Source organism: Arenibacter hampyeongensis (genome assembly GCF_002909255.1).
Taxonomy (GTDB): Bacteria; Bacteroidota; Bacteroidia; order Flavobacteriales; family Flavobacteriaceae; genus Arenibacter; species Arenibacter hampyeongensis.
The window spans coordinates 425,581-444,124 of record NZ_PIOB01000004.1 but is presented as its reverse complement, the minus strand read 5'-3'; the positions used below and the strand labels follow the sequence as shown (position 1 = coordinate 444,124).

The following is an 18,544-nucleotide window of genomic DNA, read 5'->3' as shown; positions in this document are numbered from 1 at the left end:
GTTATAAAGAACTCCACTTATTTCTAAATAAAGGGTTAATTTTATTATTCCCAAGTTCCCTTATTGGGAATGAAATGAAGAAAAGTGAATAATGAGTTTCAAAAAGAATATGTAGGAATATAGTATGCACCAGTGCCCTACAAGGCCTGTGCCGACCATTCAATTGGTTTACAGATTTGTTGACATAACTAGGATCTATCTATGGTCCGCACTTAAATTATTCAGAAAAATGGCAGATTTTGAGTTATTTGAACCTAAGAATTGGTTGGAACTGCAAGAATATTTGTTTAATGAAAAAGACAATAAGATCGATAGGTACCGTTCACCGTATGCCTATAGGGGGGTCTACAATGCCCAATTTGGATTAGAGACCAGTCTGCAAAGATTGGGAAGAATACCTTCCAAAGTTGAAGGTACAATGATCAGAAATTTTAAAAAGTACTCGCCCATAAACACCTTGATAGATGATTATAATAATCTTTGGAACTGGATTTCCTTGGGACAACACCATGGGCTGCCTACAAGGCTTATAGACTGGACGCACTCGCCAAATGTTGCTTTGCATTTTTTAACGGAGGACATGAGTACTTATAATGTGGACGGAGCCATCTGGATGGTAAACTATGTGGCACTAAGGGAGCACCTGCCGGACGAGCTCAAAACACCCATTTTGAGCAAAGATATATTCTATTTTAGCTCCATGGAACTTAAACAAATGATAGGTAATTCCATAGAGGAATTATATGATTTTTCAAGTAGGAACACAAATACCATGGTATTTTTCGAGCCTCCTTCGCTTGATGATCGCATTATAAACCAATTCGCACTTTTCTCATTTATGTTAGATCCGGATTCCAGTCCTTTGGAGTGGCTTAAAAACCATCCCAAATATTTAAAAAAAGTAATTATTCCATCAGGATTAAAGTGGGAAATAAGGGATAAGCTGGATCAGGCAAATATTACGGAAAGGATCATTTATCCCGGCTTGGAGGGAATTTCCAAATGGCTAAAAAGATGGTATAGCGATAAGAACAAAATCTAGTAATTTCCAATTACTTATTGACAAACCCCCAATTTTATTGGTTTGTTACTCTAAAAAATAGGTATGAATAACTTTGTAAGCAAATTGAGTCCTAAGGGTCGGCAACTAACACTATGGTCAGTTTTGCCAGTCATCCTTTTTTCTCTGGCTACCTGCAACGAAAAAGTTGTAGATGATGGTTACATCTGGAAAAAACATAAGGTAACGGCTACAGCCTATAATTCCTTCCCTTCCCAAACCTCTAAAATTCACCCAGGAATAACAGCATGGGGCGATTCCCTAAAGCCGGGCATGAAAATAATTGCCGTTTCCAGAGACCTGATCCCATTGGGGTTGGATTACAATGCCCAAGTCAAAATAGAGGGAGATACCAGTATTTACCTGGTAAAGGATAAGATGCATTCCAAATGGAAAAATCGCATTGACATTTACATGGGCGAAGATAAAAAAAAGGCCTTAAAGTGGGGAAGAAAAAAAGTAACCATCCATTATAGGGTAAAAAGGGATTCCATAGAATTGAAATGATCTTGTATCTTTATTCCTTCAGTTTCCATTCGAAAAAAATAATGAAGATCAGCATTCTTTTATGTTCCCTATTTCTTGCCTTTTCCTGTTCGGTAAACAGGGAAATTATAGACAAACCCATCATTTTTGATCAGGAACGCAAAAATCTCACCCTGGAATATTTATCCGAACATTATGGTCTAATTCAAGTTGAACCTACCATAGAACCAAAAATGATTGTATTGCATTGGACGGTAATCCCAACCATGGAAAAATCGTATCAGGCATTTGAGCTACCTCATTTACCAGAATGGCGGCCAGAGATAAGTTCTGCCAGTGGGTTAAATGTATCCTCACAATTTCTAGTTGATCAAGATGGGACAATATATAGGTTAATGCCGGAAACCGTTATGGCCAGACACGTAATAGGTCTAAATCATTGTGCCATTGGCATTGAAAACGTTGGTGGAACAGGGGATACAAAACTTACCCGGGCACAATTAAGGTCCAATAAATGGTTGGTGAAATATTTAAAATCAAAATACGATATCGATTATCTCATAGGCCACTATGAATATACTTTTTTTGAAGATCACGACCTATGGTTGGAAAAGGATCAGGGATATAGGACCGTAAAAACGGATCCAGGTAAAAAATTTCTAAAAAGAGTAAAAAGAGCCTCCAAAAAATTTAATTTTAAACCAACGCCAGTAGCAAAATAATAATATGGTCAATAATAAATATACCCTAATCCTTTGTTTCTTAATAGCATTTTCAAGCTTCGGGCAGGAAAAGGATTTTACATCCAGTTTGTACACTACCTATGGGAAATACAAGGAGCCCTCATTGAATAAAAGAAGGATAAAACATGTGGATTTACAACCATTAATAAATAAAGTGTCCATTAATCCCAAATTCAAGGTAGCGGTTGTGGGCAAATCCATTGAGAGGAGAAACCTTTCCTTGATAAGTATTGGAACTGGTCCGACCGATGTTTTTCTATGGTCACAAATGCATGGCGATGAACCAACCGCCACTCAGGCTATATTTGATATTATAAATTTTTTAAGCAGTAATGATTTTAAGAGCGAAAAAGAGAATATCCTAAAAAATCTAAAGTTGCATTTTTTACCGATGCTCAATCCGGATGGCGCTGAAATCTATCAAAGGAGAAATACCTTGGGTATAGACATCAATAGGGATGCATTATCATTGCAATCTCCTGAGGGAAGGACCTTAAAAAGGGTAAGGGACAGTTTGGATGCGGATTTCGGTTTTAATCTTCACGACCAGAGCACTTATTACAACGCTGAAAGGACGGATAAGCCCGCTACCATTTCTTATCTGGCACCTGCCTTCAATTATGAAAAAGACATCAATGATGTACGTGCAAACGCCATGAAGGTAATCGTTTATATGAATAAAATAATTCAAAAATATGCGCCAGGCCAAGTTGGGCGGTACAATGACGATTTTGAACCAAGAGCCTTTGGAGACAATATTCAAAAGTGGGGCACAAGCGCTATTTTAATAGAATCCGGGGGATACAAAGGGGATGCTGAAAAACAGGAAATTAGAAAACTGAATTATGTTTCCATACTTTCGGCCATTTATAGCATTGCAGAAGGCAACTATAAGAGTATACCGATTACCGACTATGATAAAATTCCTGAAAATGACCGTAAACTATTCGATCTAAAACTCAACAACCTTACTTATAATTTATTGGGCAAAAATTATACTTTGGATGTTGGTATTCACCAGTTGGAAGTGGATGACGCAGTGCACCAAAATTATTACAACAGTAGTAGGGTTGTGGACCAGGGCGATCTTTCCACCTATTATGGATATGAAACCTTGGAAGGAAAAGGATTCACAATGACCGGCGGAAAGGTATATCCAAAAACCTTAGCATCTTTAAAAGAGGTTGAGCAATTAAAGGTAATGGATCTATTGCGTTCAGGATTCACTTATGTTAGGGTAGAGAATATCCCAAAAGACAAGAGTTTTATAGAACTACCCATCAATGTCATAGGAAAGAACTACAAGGTCCGGGAGTTTAATATGAGGGTAGGTATTATTCCCAACTTTTTGCTGGAGCAACAGGGCAAACCCCGTTATGCGGTTATCAATGGATTCCTTATTGATCTAAAATCCGGGCAAGGTAATTTTAAAAATGCTTTGATTTTAAGATAATTCTAATACCCAAAAGAAATACGCATACTATCTCCATATTTAAATATCCAGTACAGCATTATAAAAAGAATGCCTACGATACAGGTAAATATAGTTAGGGCAAGGCCCTTAAACCAATAGGATAGCTCACTGATAGCGCTATACCGAAAAATGTCGTTGATTACAACCATGATACTTTATTTTAGAATGATACAAAATTTAGTTTTTAGTACGCATTATGAACATAGGTTTAATGGGGTTGCTATTAATAAAACAACTATCAGGCCAAAAACCCTACTTTTGGGATATTGACATACTCCCTAGAAGCCATGACGGTAAGTGTTGCGAAGAGTTTATCATTAGGCTAACTTAAGTCCCATCAAAAAATAAAACACAACAAATAATTAGTTTTGTTTAAATTGTACCGGTCTATGTTATTTCTTCGGGAATTACATCTGCCAAAATATTTTGGTAAGGACTAAATCTAATATCAATAGTCATAAATTTCAATATCCATGTCTAGGCAAAATCGCTTTTTTTTATTTCTTTTTTTACTATCCATTCATTTAATAATAGGCCAGGAAACACATCAGTTTAAAATACATTCCCACAACGACTATTTGCAGAATATGCCGTTCTGGGATGCCTATGCCCATGGGGCCAACTCCATAGAAGTAGATGTTTTCCTTAAAAATGATACCTTGTTTGCCACCCATGATGAAAAGGATATCATTAATAACCACACCATTGAAAGCCTTTACTTGAAACCTATGGAAAAAGTATTGGAATTGCATTTGGGGAAAATACAGGATTTACAGCTGTTGATAGACATAAAATCAGAAACCTATACAAGCTTAAATAAGATTGTCTCCGTTTTGGAAAAGTATCCCAGTATTATCAATAACCCCAATATTAGGATGGTAATATCCGGGAATAGGCCAAAGCCTGAAGAGTATAATAATTATCCGCCATTTATAATGTTCGATTATCAAAGTTTGGAAAATATTCCCAAGGGTGATACATGGAAAAAGGTAGCATTGGTAAGCCTGCCGTTTTATAAATATTCTAGATGGAACGGGAAGGGCAGATTAACGGCAGAAGACCTTCAAAAAGTTAAGGCAACCATAGATAAGGCACATAGTTTTCAAAAGCCTTTCCGTTTTTGGGCCACTCCCGACTCCAAAACGGCATGGAAAGCTTTCCATGATTTAGGTGTGGATTATATTAATACCGATATGCCTGACAAATCATCGGTTTATTTACAAACTTTAGGGAACCGGGTATATTACAACAATGCCAAATCTGATATCTATATACCAACATACAAGTCCGATCAAACAGAAAAGAACATCAAAAATGTCATATTGCTTATTGGGGATGGCAATGGACTAACCCAAATTTCCTCATCCGTTTTGGCCAATGGGGGAAGCCTTACCCTGACCCAACTAAAAAGTATAGGCTTTATTAAAACGCAATCATCAGACGATTTTACCACGGATTCCGCCGCAGCCGGAACCGCCCTGGCCACTGGTACAAAAACCTACAATAGGTCAATTGGCATGGCCCCTAATGGTCGACCCTTGATGAATATAACTGAATTATTGAATCAACATCAATTTATAAGTGGTTGTATCACTACCGATAAAATAGTAGGTGCTACCCCAAGTTCATTTTATGCCCACCAAAAAGATCGGGATGACACTGTAGATATAGCTAAAGATCTATTGAAGAGTAAGCTATCCCTTTTTATTGGGGGAGGGGAATCCAGTTTTAACAGCGGTGAATTAGAGGGACAGGGGTTTTCAATTTTAAAGAGTGTGCAAGAAATTGGAAGCAGTAAAAAAGATAAAATAGGAATGTTTATCGCGAAAAACGACGTTCCCAGCTTTTTGGACGGTCGCGGAAATATATTGGCAGAAGCCACTAAAAATGGACTTCAATTCCTAAGTGCCAAGAACAAGCCCTTTTTTTTAATGGTGGAAGCTGCCCAAATAGATTCATATGGGCATAAGAATGATGTTGCTGGCATTGTGACGGAAGGAATAGATTTTGATGTTGCCATAACCGAAGCCATTAAATTTGCGGATAAATCCGGAAACACCTTGGTGATTATAACGGCAGATCACGAAACATCAGGATTTACAATGCCCCAGGGAAATATGGAAAAGAAAATGATCGAGGGCGATTTTACCACCGATGACCATACTGCAACCATGGTTCCAATTTTTGCCTACGGACCACATTCACAGGAATTCCAAGGGGTCTATGAAAACAGCGAAGTTTTTCACAAGATTCTCAAGGTGCTGAAAGTAAATAAATCAAAGAAATAATAGTTTCCTACAAACGGAACTCCTTGGAAAAACAGCTATAAAAAAACCCCCGATGCCAGGCATCGGGGGTTTCTTATGCTAAAACATTAATTTTTTTTGTCTTACAAGGATTCAGCGTCCAAAAGGGCAAAAAACTTATCCAAGTTTGGGATAATAACTATTCTGGTACGTCTGTTTTTGGCCATATTATCCTTACTGTCATTCTCAACTAAAGGCAAATAGCTACTTCTGCCAGCTGCGATTAAATTAGCAGGGTCAACGTTGTACTTATCCTGCAAAATCCTTACAATGGAAGTTGCCCTCTTAACACTTAGATCCCAGTTATCCTGAAACATTGCCGTGTTAATAGTCTTGGAATCGGTGTGTCCTTCAACCATTACCTCCATGCTGGGCTCGGAGTTGATCACTTCTGCCAATTTTGCCAAGATATTATTGGCTTTGCTACTTACTTTATAACTCCCAGAGTTGAACAATAATTTATCTGAAATATTGATCATGACCACTGTTTTGTTGATGTCCACAATTACATCATCATCTTCATCGGAAATGGATTTCTTTAAGTTATAGGAAATAGCAAGGTTCATGGAGTCTTCCATAGTTTTTGCTTTGGCCAATTCACTAGGATCGATTTTTGCCAAAGTAGCTCTCATTTTTTGTTTTGTGTTGTTGCTCATTACGGCAACATCGGCAACAGAACTAAATTGAGAATCATTTATTTCTTGCAAAGAGTTTATTTTTTCGTTGTATTCTGCAACCCTTGCTTCAATTTTGGAGACTTTGGTTTCCAATTCTTCTTTCTCTACCTGCGTTTTTGTCAACATGCTCTTAGTGTTGGACAAATCGCCTTCTAGGGCAACATACTTTTTCTTAGACACACAGGAAGCCAAAACTGCCATTCCCAACAAACTAACTAACGTTACTTTTTTCATTTCTTTTAGATTAAAAAATTTACAAATAGTTTTCTGTAAGGTTATACGGACATATAGCAGAAAAAGACGTTATGGCTTAAAGAAATCTGCATAAAAAAAGGGCATCAAACTAATTTGATGCCCTAACCTTTTGATTAAAAGAAACTTAATGACCGTTATTCACAACCTCCAGTAAATCCTTTTGCGTTAAATTTAGTTTGAACGGCTCCTTGCCTGTTGCCTTCCTTTACCTGAATGGCCAAGTTGTTATCACCACTACCATCACGTTTTGGGCTACAGTATTCAAAAAGGTAAAAACTATTTGCCTGTTCCGAAACCCTAAAGGAAATGTCGTTGAAAGTGGTTTCCAATTGTTCTTTATTACCGGCAAACACGCTAAATGTCTTCCCTATTTTTCCAAGTATATCGGTGTCAATTTCCGCACCCAATCCAATACTGAAGAAGGCTATATTCTTATTGGCATTGTCCACTTTTTTCAAGGCGGCCGTTTGGGTATAGCGTGAAGCCTGATCGGTTCCATCAGTAAAAATTACAACAGAGGCAGCACCAATACGATCATTGGTAGTGCTTGCGGCCAATAATTTTTCTGCTTTGTCCGTAGCTTTAATTACAGCTCCGTATAAATCGGTAGAAGGATCACTACTAATATTGGCATTAATTCCTTGAATGGAAGTAACCAAATCCTGTTTTACATGGGTAAGTTCATTTAACACATGTAATTTATCCTCCCCATCAAACCAGTAAATGGCCATTTTAAAGGATTCCGTATCCACTTCGGGCATCACATTGTTTACAAAACTTGTGGAGGCCGTTTTTAATTCCTCCATACTACTGCTCAAAACACTATTACTTAGATCGAGCACCAAAATAGTATTGTTGTTGAATATTTGTGAATTTGGAGATATCCTGGCAAATGACTCAGAAGTGGATATTGTATTAAAACAAGCATCATTTCTACCTTGCTCATAAATTGTAAACTGACTAGCCTTTAGTCCCGGAACTGGGTCTCCATCCTTATCTGAAACCTTAAAAAATATAGATACCTTACCGGGTAAGGTGGTAAACTGATCTTGTATGGACAAAACCAATTCCCCATCACCTAAATTTAGGCAGTCATCCACTGGCTTTCCAAGACCTAAATCCCCTCCAGTATTTAAACCATATTTAACATCATCATCCGCATTTCCGCATGACACAAATAAGGCAATGCCAAAGCATATAGCCGCCATTCTAGTATATAATTTCATTTTCATAATTTTTAACGTTCAACAAGCAGAACGCTCAAAACTATTTAAAATTATATTAATGTTTAAAATGTATGTTAATATTTGTTAAAGACTTTATTCACAATTTTTCTGCAGCCTTTAATAGCATTAAGGCTATAAAAAAATTAAGCCTTAATCAAAACATTGGGAGTCGAACAAATAATAGGCATGTCCTCTGATTATTAGGTGATTATAATAGGATTTATCATCTGGGCCACTATATTACCTAAAGCGCTTTAAAATAAAAGGGCTGAAAACTTTACTGCTACACTGTGCCGAACATTTAATTTTTGTATTTTACATAACCCTTCGGAAGATAAAGCTTGGACTTGCTATGAATATACATTATTGTGCAGATTATGAAAACATGAGCCAAATGGCCACTGATTCCGTACTGTCCCAGTTGAGGGACAAGCCGCAGCAGCTGATTTGCACCGCCACTGGGAATTCACCCACTAGGCTATATGAAAAATTGGTTGAATCCTATAAAAGCTCCCCGAACATTTTTAAGGAAATAAAGATCATAAAATTGGATGAATGGGGTGGAACCCACGGGGATTATCCCAATACATCTGAGTATTATCTTCAAAAGAATCTTTTGGACCCCCTTCAAATCCCTAAAAGCCATTATATTTCTTTCGACAGCAGCCCTACCGATGCTAAAAAGGAATGTGATCGCATGGAAAACGAAATTCAGGAACACGGTCCTATAGACATTTGTATTCTAGGTTTGGGCAAAAATGGCCATATAGGATTTAACGAACCTTCCAAAATATTATACCCGGATTGCCACATTGCAGATTTGAGCAAGTCCTCCCTTAAACATCCCATGGCCAATAATATGAAGACCAAGCCAACCTATGGGTTAACATTGGGGATGTCCAATATTTTAAAATCCAAAAGGATTATTCTCCTCTTAACAGGACCGGACAAAAAGAAGGTCATAAAGAAGTTGTTGAGCAAGGAAATTACCACCTCATTGCCAGGTTCCTTTTTATGGTTGCATCCCAATGTGGATTGTTATTTGGACAAGAGCGCTCTTTGATTTAATTTTATTGACTAAAAATAGATGCATTATGCACCGGCCTTTAAAGTTTCCATTCATAAGTGATAGGCAGTAAAATAGGTGTGAAATATCCCCTTAACAAACTGTTAAATTAATTCATTCTTGCCCTAAATTTGATAACTTGTAGGGTATAACTTAATTCAATTTAAAAACATCGACTATGCCAAAATATGACATCAAAGTTAATGGAATTTCCAAAAGTGTAGATGTTGCGGAAGACACGCCTTTATTATGGGTGTTACGTGATCATTTGGATTTGGTTGGAACAAAATATGGCTGCGGAATTGCCCAATGCGGTGCATGCACCGTTCATATAGGGGGCACTGCAGTAAGAAGTTGTTCTTTACCTATAGCCTCAGTGGGCGTACAGGAAATCACTACAATTGAAGGACTTTCGGAAGATGGCAGCCATCCGGTACAAATGGCCTGGAAGGAAGTAGATGTGCCACAATGCGGATATTGCCAAACTGGACAAATAATGACCGCTTCTGCATTTTTGGACAAAAATCCAAATCCCACTTCTGACGAAATAAAAACCGCTATGCACGGTAATATATGCCGATGTGCTTCCTATACAAGAATCCATAGGGCTGTTGAAATTGCGGCTACCAAATTAGGGTAATCCGTTCCCATGCTGGTATTAAGGCTACCGTATTCGCTTACCATAAAAAAAATACATCCTTAAAATATTGGGGATAAAAAAACTAAAATTATGTCAACATCATCAATAACGTTTAACAGAAGGTCATTTATTAGGACTTCATCACTTGCAAGTGGTGGGCTACTTATTGGTTTTAATCTTTTCACGGCCTGTAAGCCCAAGGTGCAGCCACCTGTAGATATTTCCCAGTTAAATTTTAATGATTTCAATGCCTTTATAAAAATTGCAGATAATGGTGCGGTAACCATTTATTCGCCAAACCCTGAAATTGGGCAAGGCGTAAAAACAGCTATGCCCATGCTTATAGCCGAAGAATTGGATGTTGCTTGGGATAAGGTTTATGTGCAACAAGGAATTTTGGACACTGAAAATTATACCAGACAGCTTGCCGGTGGAAGCCAGTCGATCCGACTTGGTTGGGAGCCCCTAAGACAGACAGGGGCAACGGCCCGTCAAATGTTGGTAAATGCCGCGGCAGCCAAATGGGGAGTAGCCCCCTCTGAATGCACTACTTCTGAAGGTGTAATCAGCAATGCCAAAGGAGAAACCCTCGGATATGGTGATGTAGTAAAGGAGGCAGCAATCATGGAAGTTCCGGAAAGTGTAACCCTCAAGGAACCAAAGAATTTCAAGATTATTGGCACCGACGCCCAAAATGTGGATATAGACAAGATAGTCACAGGTAAACCCCTTTTTGGGTTGGATTACAAGGTGGACGGTATGGTATATGCCTGTGTTTTGAGACCACCCGCCTTTGGTCAAATATTGGATTCCTATGACGATACCAAAGCAAAAGCCATGCCCGGTGTTATCGATGTAATTAGAATAGGCGAAAAGGCTAAGGAACTTTCAAAGGAGGGTATAGGCAACTGGACAGTGGCCATGGGCAAGAGTGATAAAGTAGTGGTCATTGCCAAAACTACTTGGGAGGCCCTTAAAGGCAAGGAAGCAATTTCGGCCCAATGGGTCAATGGCTCTGTTTTGGAAAGCACCGAATTTCAGGATAAGCAATTAATTGGATTGTTGGATGGAAAGGAATTTAAGACCTTGAGAAAGGACGGAGATATCAACATAGCCTTTGCCAAGGCCGATAAAACATTGGAACGCACCTATGAATCGCCTTTCCTGCCCCATAATTGTATGGAACCTATGAATTTTTTCGCCAATATTACAGATGAAAAGATCCATTTGGTAGGGCCTGTACAAACACCGGAATTTGCAGCTACCGCAGTAGCTGGCATGCTGGGAAGGGACGTTAAGGACGTTCATTTGGAAATGACCCGAATGGGTGGAGGATTTGGAAGGCGACTTTATGGGGATTTTGTCTATGAGGCGGCGGAAATTGCCGACCTTATAAGAAAACCGGTCAAACTGGTATTTTCCCGTGAAGATGACATGACTGCCGGTACCTATCGCCCAGCTATAAAATATAGAATTAAAGCGGCCATAAAAGACGGCCATGTAACTGCCTACCATTTGAAGGAGGCAGCCATTGGTGGAAATATGTATGGATTAATACCTAATTTCTTCCCTGCAGGTGCCATTGAGAATTACCAAGTGGATGTCGCCAATTATCAAAGTAATATTACCACTGGAGCCTGGAGAGCGCCCTATACCAATTTTTTGGCCTTTGCCGAACAAAGTTTCTTCGATGAACTGGCGGAGATTATGGAGGTGGATCGCATTCAGCTGCGTTTGGATTTATTGGAAAAAGTTAAAGGCAGCACGGACGAGCGTATCCAATATTCACCTGAACGTATGCAAAATGTAATCAAAGTTGCAGTGGACAAATCAGGTTGGGGCAAAAAAGAGGATGGAGTCTTCCAAGGTTTTGCCGCCTATTATTGCCATAATTCACATGTAGCGGAAGTTGCCGATGTGGAAATTGAAAACGGGGTGCCTGTCGTAAAAAAAGTTACCTGCGTGGTAGATTGCGGTATAGTTGTAAATCCCTTGGGTGCCAAAAATCAAATAGAAGGTGGAGTTATAGATGGAGTAGGCCATGCCATGTACGGAGATCTCACTTTTATGGAAGGGAAGCCACAGTCACAGAATTATGACAAATACCGTTTGATCCGGATGGGAGAAATTCCTGTCGTGGAATCACATCTCATACAAAATGAAATAGCGCCAACGGGATTGGGCGAACCAACATTGCCACCTGCAGGTGCAGCTGTTGCCAATGCCCTAAAAGCAGCTACCGGCAATAGATTTACCCAACAGCCATTTTCAAAATTCCCGGAACTTATGCAAGTCCCGACTAAACCTATAATAGGATAAGTATGACAATATTACTTTTTGGTGTTACAAAGGACATTATTGGTAGCTCAACATTGTCCATGCCAAGCTCAAGTGAATTTGGAATAAAAAAAACCAAGACCGTTAAAGAGCTAAAAGAATATTTGGGCAAAATGTACCCCGAGCTGAAAAAATTATCATCTTTGGCCGTCGCAGTAAACAATTCTTATGCAAATGATGACACCATAATCGATAATTTTGATGAAATTGCACTAATTCCACCAGTAAGTGGCGGATAAATCAATTACCTCAGGGCAAACCCATGAGCCATCGGAAGGAAACTACTGATAACATTTCGACACAAACGTCGGAGTATTCAAAACTCACTTAGTGAGTAAAAAAGAGGAAAAATGCTGATAGACAATCACAATAGAAAAATAAATTATTTGCGTTTGGCGGTAACCGACCGCTGTAATCTGCGTTGCAACTATTGTATGCCTTCCGAAGGGATAAATTTTGCTCAAAAAGACTCCCTATTTACCATAGATGAGCTTTGCAAATTGAGTGAAATCATGGTAGGGCAGGGAATAGACAAAATTCGGATTACAGGCGGCGAACCTTTTGTTAGGAAGGACCTGATGATTTTATTGCGCAAACTTTCCAATTTAGAAGGGCTAAAAGATATTTCCATTACAACGAATGCTACGCTGATCGGTCCGCATATCAAGGAATTAAAATCTTTGGGAATTAAAAATATCAATGTTAGCCTCGATGCCATTGACAAGGAAACTTTTGAACGGATCACAAGACGAAATCAATATGAGACCGTTTATAACAATTTGGTGAAATTGATTGCCGAAGGTTTCAATGTCCGTATTAATTTTATTGCGCTCGAAAATCAGAATACCCAGGATATTATACCAATACTCGAGGTGATGAAGCATTATCCGGTATCCGTACGTTTTTTGGAAGAAATGCCATTCAATGGCGGTAGTAAATCTTTCAGTACCATTGCATGGGACTATAAAAAGATATTGAGCCATATCCAATCGGAATATTCTGATATTACCAAGTTGGAATCTCCCAAAACATCTACATCCATCAATTACAAAATAAAGGGGCACAAAGGTACTTTTGGCCTAATACCCTCCTTCACCAGGACCTTTTGCGGCAGCTGCAATCGGTTAAGGATATCTGCCACAGGTGATGTAATAACCTGCCTGTACGGTAAACCAAGAATGAATCTTAGGGAAGTGATGCGTGGGGGGAATGCCGAAGAAAAAATTAAGGAACATATTCTAAACGCCATTGGTAGTAGATCCAAAACGGGGTTTGAGGAACAGGAGAAATATGATGGAATATTTGAAAATTCAATGACCTCCATAGGCGGATAAATCATTCTGCTATACCCTGAATAATTGTAATTTGTGGCAGAACCGAGATAATTTAACTACAAAAAATGAGCTCCACTAAAATATATGGTCTAGTACTTACCGGTGGAAAAAGTACCAGAATGGGAACAGACAAGGGTTTAATAAAATATCATGGCGTAGCACAGCGCGAATACCTTTACACACTCTTGCAGCAGGTATGCGATATTACCTATATGAGCATTAGAGAGGAACAGGCCTCGGAATTCTCTTCCGATCACAATCTAATTATTGATCAAAACAAATTTAAAGGGCCCTACAACGGCCTTTTAAGTGCCCACAATTTTAATCCCAATGTGGCTTGGTTGGTTTTGGCCTGCGATCTTCCGCTAATGGACCAGGATGCCCTTGAACAATTGATCGACTTACGAAATCCGTCCAAATTGGCTACCGCCTTTGCTACAAAGGAGAGTGGTTTGCCAGAACCTTTATGTGCCATTTGGGAACCTTCCGGGCTACAAAAATCATTGGATTATTTGGAAAACGGGCTAGGTACCTGTCCGCGTAAATTTTTGATCAATGAAGATATTAAGTTGGTATTTCCTGAGAATGAAGAAGTATTATGGAACGCAAACTTTAAGGAAGATTATGAAAAGGTATTGCTGAGATTAGCCCCCAATTAGGGAAATCCCGCGGACTACAGAAAATATTAAAGTTGGATAGTTATTTGTAAATGAACTTCAAGAGATACCAGAGACAGACTATTTTAAAAGATTTTGGAGCCGAAGCCCAACACAAGCTGAAGGACAGCAGTATTTTGGTGATTGGTGCGGGCGGATTGGGAATTCCTGCCCTACTGTATCTGAATGCAATGGGAGTAGGTACAATAGGTATCGTGGAGCAGGATATTATTGAAATCACCAATCTTCAACGGCAAGTGTTGTATACGGAAAAGGATTTGGGAAGATCAAAAATAGAGGTTGTTTTGGAACGATTGAGAGCACAGAATTCCAATACCCAATTTAAAACATTTGATACCTTTCTCACTAGACACAATGCCTTGGAAATTATTTCCCAATTTGATGTTATTGTGGATGGCTCCGATAATTTTCCAACGCGCTATTTGATAAATGATGCTTGTGTGATCCTAAAAAAGCCATTTGTTTCCGGTGCCATACAAGGCTTTGAAGGACAGCTCAGCGTTTTTAATTACCAAGGCGGCCCAACCTATAGATGTTTGTTTCCCAACATGCCTACGCAAAAAGAGATACCAAATTGCAACGAAAATGGGGTCTTGGGCGTAATTCCAGGTATTGTAGGAAATCTTCAGGCTTTGGAGGCTGTAAAAATAGTCGCAGGCATTGGTGAAATACTAAATGGTAAACTACTGTTGTTCAATGGATTGAATCAATCCTATCAAACCATTACATTTAGTCTTCAACCAGGAAATCTAATGTTGCAAGAACTTCAAAAATCCTATGGAGCAGAACTATGTGAAGCAACTGCTGGCATAAGTGTGGAGGAAATTGCGGAAAAGATAAAAGCCGGCAAAGCTCTTCAGATAATCGATGTGAGGACCGTAACGGAATTTGAAAGCCTTTCCCTGCCACAGGTTAAAGCTGTAAATATTCCTTTGGATGAACTAAAGGGCCGAATACAGGAATTGGACCTCCAGATACCAATTTATTTGCTTTGTCAATCCGGAAAAAGAAGTGCAATGGCGATGGGAATGTTGGAAGAAATAAATAACCAACTTGAACTTTACAATATAATAGGAGGAGTTGATAGGTTTCTAGCCCATCATAAATGGAACTAGTGTCTTATGGGAACTCCCTGCAAATAGAATTATATGGCCAAGTATTACGACTTAGAGCGATTGGGGTATGGCAGGAATGACACCCTTTTAATGATTCATGCCGATGACGCCGGACTATCATGCTCTGAAAATGCAGCCACAATTGAAGCTTTGAAAAAAGGGATTGTAACTTCATATAGCATTATGGTTCCCTGTCCATGGTTTGGGGACATGGCCAATTTCGCCAAACAACACCCACAATACGATTGCGGAATCCACCTCACCTTGACCTGCGAATGGAAACATTATAAATTTGGTCCCGTGCTTCCTTATTCTGAAGTCCCTAGTTTGGTAGATGAGCTCGGTTTTTTTCATGCCAAAAGAGATCAAGTAAAGCAATTGGCAAAGCCAGAAGAGGTTAAGAAGGAACTGAAGGCGCAAATTGATAGGGCGTTGAATGCAGGTATTACACCCACCCATTTGGATTCCCATATGTACACCCTAGGGCTCACCAATGAATTGCTGGACGTCTACAGGGAAATGGGCAAGGAATACAAGCTGCCCATTTTCTTAAGTGATCAGTTGCTGGAAGGCGTTGGCAATCCTGATTCGCTAAAGGAATCGGACAGCATTGTGCATAAGGTACATATAGGCAATTTTAACACTATGAAAAGCACTGGCTTGGAGGGATTGTATACCCAGATGCTCAAAAACCTTACAGCGGGGCTAAATGTGATTTTGATCCATCCGGCCTTTGACAATATGGAAATGAAGCAAGTCTGTGTGGGCCATCCCAATTTTGGTTCCCAATGGCGGCAAATGGATTTTGACTTTTTTACCAATCCAAATACGGCGGCCCTGCTAAAGGAAAGGAATATTAAACCTATAACTTGGAGAGAATTACAAGGAACTATACATTAACAAATCTTCTTTTATTGTAACTTGTGTTCCATGATTTCTTTTAAAGACGCTTATCGAAAAGTATTGGACCTAAGCCAGGATTTTGGCAATGAACTTGCCCCCCTTGAACAGGCCATGGGCAGAATTCTTGCCGAAGATATTATTGCCGATAGAAATTTTCCTCCTTTTAATAGGGCTACCAAGGACGGAATTGCCATAAACTACGATGCCATTGAAAAAGGGCAGACCACTTTTAAGATAGAAGGGGTATTGGCCGCAGGAATGCCCTCCCAACGCCTGGGAAACACTGCTAACTGTATTGAAATAATGACAGGGGCAGTTGTCCCCGACAATGCAGACACAGTGGTCATGTACGAACACCTTGTCATAGAGGATGGTTGGGCCAGTCTAATAAAAAATCCGACAAAGGGCCAGGACATTCACCTCAATGGAAGCGATCAGAAAAAAGGCAATCCAGTCCTGGCAAAACATTCTGTTATATCTGCTGCAGAAATTGGTGTATTGGCGGCAGTGGGCAAAGCTTCTGTTTGGGTTCGAAAACTGCCGAAAGTGACCATCGTTTCTACCGGAAATGAATTGGTAGAGGTAGATGAAACACCCTTGCCGCACCAAATACGCAAATCCAACATCCATACCCTTTATGCGGCTTTGTCACAAGAGGGCATTGTTCCTGCCAAGCTGCATCTTCCAGATGAAAAAGACCCAATAAAAAAAGCACTTGGCAACACTTTGAAGTTGAACAACGCAGTCCTGTTAAGTGGTGGAGTGTCCAAGGGGAAATTTGATTTTATTCCACAAGTAATGGAGGAGTTGGGCGTAGAAAAAATATTCCACGGGGTATTTCAACGACCTGGTAAGCCATTTTGGTTCGGGATTCAAAAAGAGTCTAAAACGGTGGTATTTTCTTTTCCAGGAAATCCAGTTTCCACATTTGCAAATTACAATGTCTATTTTAAGGATTGGTTAAATCGCTCCCTAGGCCTACCACTACTCAAAATTGAGGTTATTTTAAAAGAGGCCGTTGAGGTTAAGGGCGATTTAACTTTGCTTCTAAGAGCTAAATTAGAGTATAACAGAGGACACTTAGTGGCCTTCTTAGTGAAGGAAAATGGGTCAGGGGATCTGTGCAGTTTGGTGAATACTGACGGATTTATTGTGCTTGAACCCAAAATTGAACCCTATGAGGTAGGGGAGTTGGTTGACTTTGTTCCGACCAGAGATTTATTATAATTATGACGCACGAACTCAAAAAAATTATACGTGAATACCAATCTGCCACTTCAAGAGGCATAAAGACCGTTTTGGCTACCGTGGTGGCCTTGGATGGCTCTTCCTATAGAAGACCTGGTGTGCGAATGCTGATACTGGAAGACGGACATATGGTAGGTGCCGTTAGCGGAGGATGTGTTGAAAAGGAAGTAATTAGACAAGCGCAGCCCGTTTTTGACGATCAAATCTCCAAAATAATGACCTATGATGGTAGATATCGCTTGGGATGCGAGGGCATACTTTATATTTTATTGGAGCCCTTTAGACCGGACACCATATTATTGGAAACTTTTGAGCAAACCATTCAATCGCGACAACATTTTAAGGTAAGCTCCCATTTTGAAAAAAAAGAAGGATTAAATGCTTTTTATGGCTCAACCTTTATATTTGGAAATATAGAATTACCATTGTCCACAGGGTATCAAGGAAGGGATGATCTTGAAGTTTTTGAACAAAATATGCAACCCTGCTTTAAGTTGTTTATCATTGGCGCCGAACACGATGCCGTACAACTTTGTGGTTTTGCCGCATTAACCGGATGGGAAGTAACCATAATAGCCGACCCATCCGAGGAAAAAAATATATTGGATTTTGAAGGTGCCCATGATTTTCTTGGAATCCTACCCGATAGCTTTCCTTTGGGGGAGGTAGATCAACATACGGCCATAATCCTTATGAATCACAGCTATTCCAAGGACTTAAAGTATTTGTTGACCCTAAGCAAGGTAAATCCCATATATTTAGGGCTTTTGGGACCACACAGAAGGCGTGAAAAATTGTTTAACGAACTAATGGAACTCGACCCCGACATTACCTACGCCTTTTTGGACAGTATCCATGGACCTGCCGGACTGAATATAGGGGCGGAGACACCTCAGGAAATTGCCCTGGCCATCGTTGCTGAAATTCTAACTGTTTCCAGGGAAAAAGAACCTATACTTTTAAAAGATAAAGAAACCGGGATACACGATTGATACCT

At 39.5% G+C, this 18,544-nt stretch carries 17 protein-coding genes; 15 read left to right on the top strand and 2 right to left on the bottom strand.

Annotated features, from left to right (window positions below; translation table 11 throughout):
• Positions 1–229: 229 nt before the first annotated feature.
• The 5 genes from CWD91_RS12740 (at position 230) to CWD91_RS12720 (ending at position 6,051) form a co-directional block, all read left to right on the top strand.
• Positions 230–1,042 carry an FRG domain-containing protein gene (locus tag CWD91_RS12740; protein ID WP_157943776.1) on the top strand — a complete coding sequence of 271 codons (813 nt, stop codon included), beginning with the start codon at positions 230–232 and terminating at the stop codon, positions 1,040–1,042.
• Positions 1,043–1,105: 63 nt separating this feature from the next.
• Positions 1,106–1,567: a 3D domain-containing protein gene (locus CWD91_RS12735; protein ID WP_239985764.1), complete on the top strand. Its 462-nt coding sequence runs from the start codon at positions 1,106–1,108 to the stop codon at positions 1,565–1,567.
• Positions 1,568–1,608: 41 nt separating this feature from the next.
• Entirely contained in the window at positions 1,609–2,268 is a 660-nt protein-coding gene (locus CWD91_RS12730) for a peptidoglycan recognition protein family protein (RefSeq protein ID WP_103441446.1), read from the top strand.
• A gap of 4 nt (positions 2,269–2,272) precedes the next feature.
• Complete coding sequence (locus tag CWD91_RS12725; protein WP_103441323.1) at positions 2,273–3,742, top strand: M14 family metallopeptidase; 1,470 nt, start codon at positions 2,273–2,275, stop codon at positions 3,740–3,742.
• Positions 3,743–4,236: 494 nt separating this feature from the next.
• Positions 4,237–6,051, top strand: coding sequence for an alkaline phosphatase (locus tag CWD91_RS12720; protein ID WP_239985763.1), 1,815 nt, complete (start codon positions 4,237–4,239; stop codon positions 6,049–6,051).
• Between the two features lie 101 nt (positions 6,052–6,152).
• Here CWD91_RS12720 and CWD91_RS12715 read toward each other — a convergent pair whose 3' ends face one another.
• Together CWD91_RS12715 and CWD91_RS12710 are read right to left on the bottom strand one after the other, a co-directional pair.
• A complete protein-coding gene (locus CWD91_RS12715) occupies positions 6,153–6,980 on the bottom strand; it encodes an OmpA/MotB family protein (protein ID WP_103441322.1) in 828 nt (275 codons plus the stop codon).
• A 155-nt stretch (positions 6,981–7,135) separates the two neighbouring features.
• Entirely contained in the window at positions 7,136–8,227 is a 1,092-nt protein-coding gene (locus CWD91_RS12710; protein ID WP_103441444.1) for a vWA domain-containing protein, read from the bottom strand.
• 352 nt (positions 8,228–8,579) lie between these two features.
• Between CWD91_RS12710 and CWD91_RS12705 the strand changes: the two genes are divergently transcribed.
• From CWD91_RS12705 to CWD91_RS12660, 10 genes are all read left to right on the top strand, one after another.
• Positions 8,580–9,290, top strand: coding sequence for a galactosamine-6-phosphate isomerase (locus CWD91_RS12705; protein WP_103441321.1), 711 nt, complete (start codon positions 8,580–8,582; stop codon positions 9,288–9,290).
• A 181-nt stretch (positions 9,291–9,471) separates the two neighbouring features.
• Entirely contained in the window at positions 9,472–9,933 is a 462-nt protein-coding gene (locus CWD91_RS12700) for a (2Fe-2S)-binding protein (RefSeq protein WP_103441320.1), read from the top strand.
• 90 nt (positions 9,934–10,023) lie between these two features.
• Positions 10,024–12,252 carry a xanthine dehydrogenase family protein molybdopterin-binding subunit gene (locus tag CWD91_RS12695; RefSeq protein ID WP_103441319.1) on the top strand — a complete coding sequence of 743 codons (2,229 nt, stop codon included), beginning with the start codon at positions 10,024–10,026 and terminating at the stop codon, positions 12,250–12,252.
• A 2-nt stretch (positions 12,253–12,254) separates the two neighbouring features.
• Entirely contained in the window at positions 12,255–12,509 is a 255-nt protein-coding gene (locus CWD91_RS12690; RefSeq protein ID WP_103441318.1) for a MoaD/ThiS family protein, read from the top strand.
• Positions 12,510–12,620: 111 nt separating this feature from the next.
• Positions 12,621–13,604 carry a GTP 3',8-cyclase MoaA gene (moaA, locus tag CWD91_RS12685; protein ID WP_103441317.1) on the top strand — a complete coding sequence of 328 codons (984 nt, stop codon included), beginning with the start codon at positions 12,621–12,623 and terminating at the stop codon, positions 13,602–13,604.
• 65 nt (positions 13,605–13,669) lie between these two features.
• Positions 13,670–14,263: an NTP transferase domain-containing protein gene (locus CWD91_RS12680; protein ID WP_103441316.1), complete on the top strand. Its 594-nt coding sequence runs from the start codon at positions 13,670–13,672 to the stop codon at positions 14,261–14,263.
• Positions 14,264–14,313: 50 nt separating this feature from the next.
• Complete coding sequence (locus CWD91_RS12675) at positions 14,314–15,396, top strand: ThiF family adenylyltransferase (protein ID WP_103441315.1); 1,083 nt, start codon at positions 14,314–14,316, stop codon at positions 15,394–15,396.
• Positions 15,397–15,429: 33 nt separating this feature from the next.
• Positions 15,430–16,296 carry a polysaccharide deacetylase family protein gene (locus CWD91_RS12670; protein WP_103441314.1) on the top strand — a complete coding sequence of 289 codons (867 nt, stop codon included), beginning with the start codon at positions 15,430–15,432 and terminating at the stop codon, positions 16,294–16,296.
• A gap of 30 nt (positions 16,297–16,326) precedes the next feature.
• The gene (locus CWD91_RS12665) at positions 16,327–17,526 is read left to right on the top strand and encodes a molybdopterin molybdotransferase MoeA (protein ID WP_103441313.1); all 1,200 of its coding nucleotides are present in this window, start codon (positions 16,327–16,329) and stop codon (positions 17,524–17,526) included.
• A gap of 2 nt (positions 17,527–17,528) precedes the next feature.
• Entirely contained in the window at positions 17,529–18,539 is a 1,011-nt protein-coding gene (locus CWD91_RS12660; RefSeq protein WP_103441312.1) for an XdhC family protein, read from the top strand.
• The last annotated feature ends 5 nt before the right edge of the window (positions 18,540–18,544 follow it).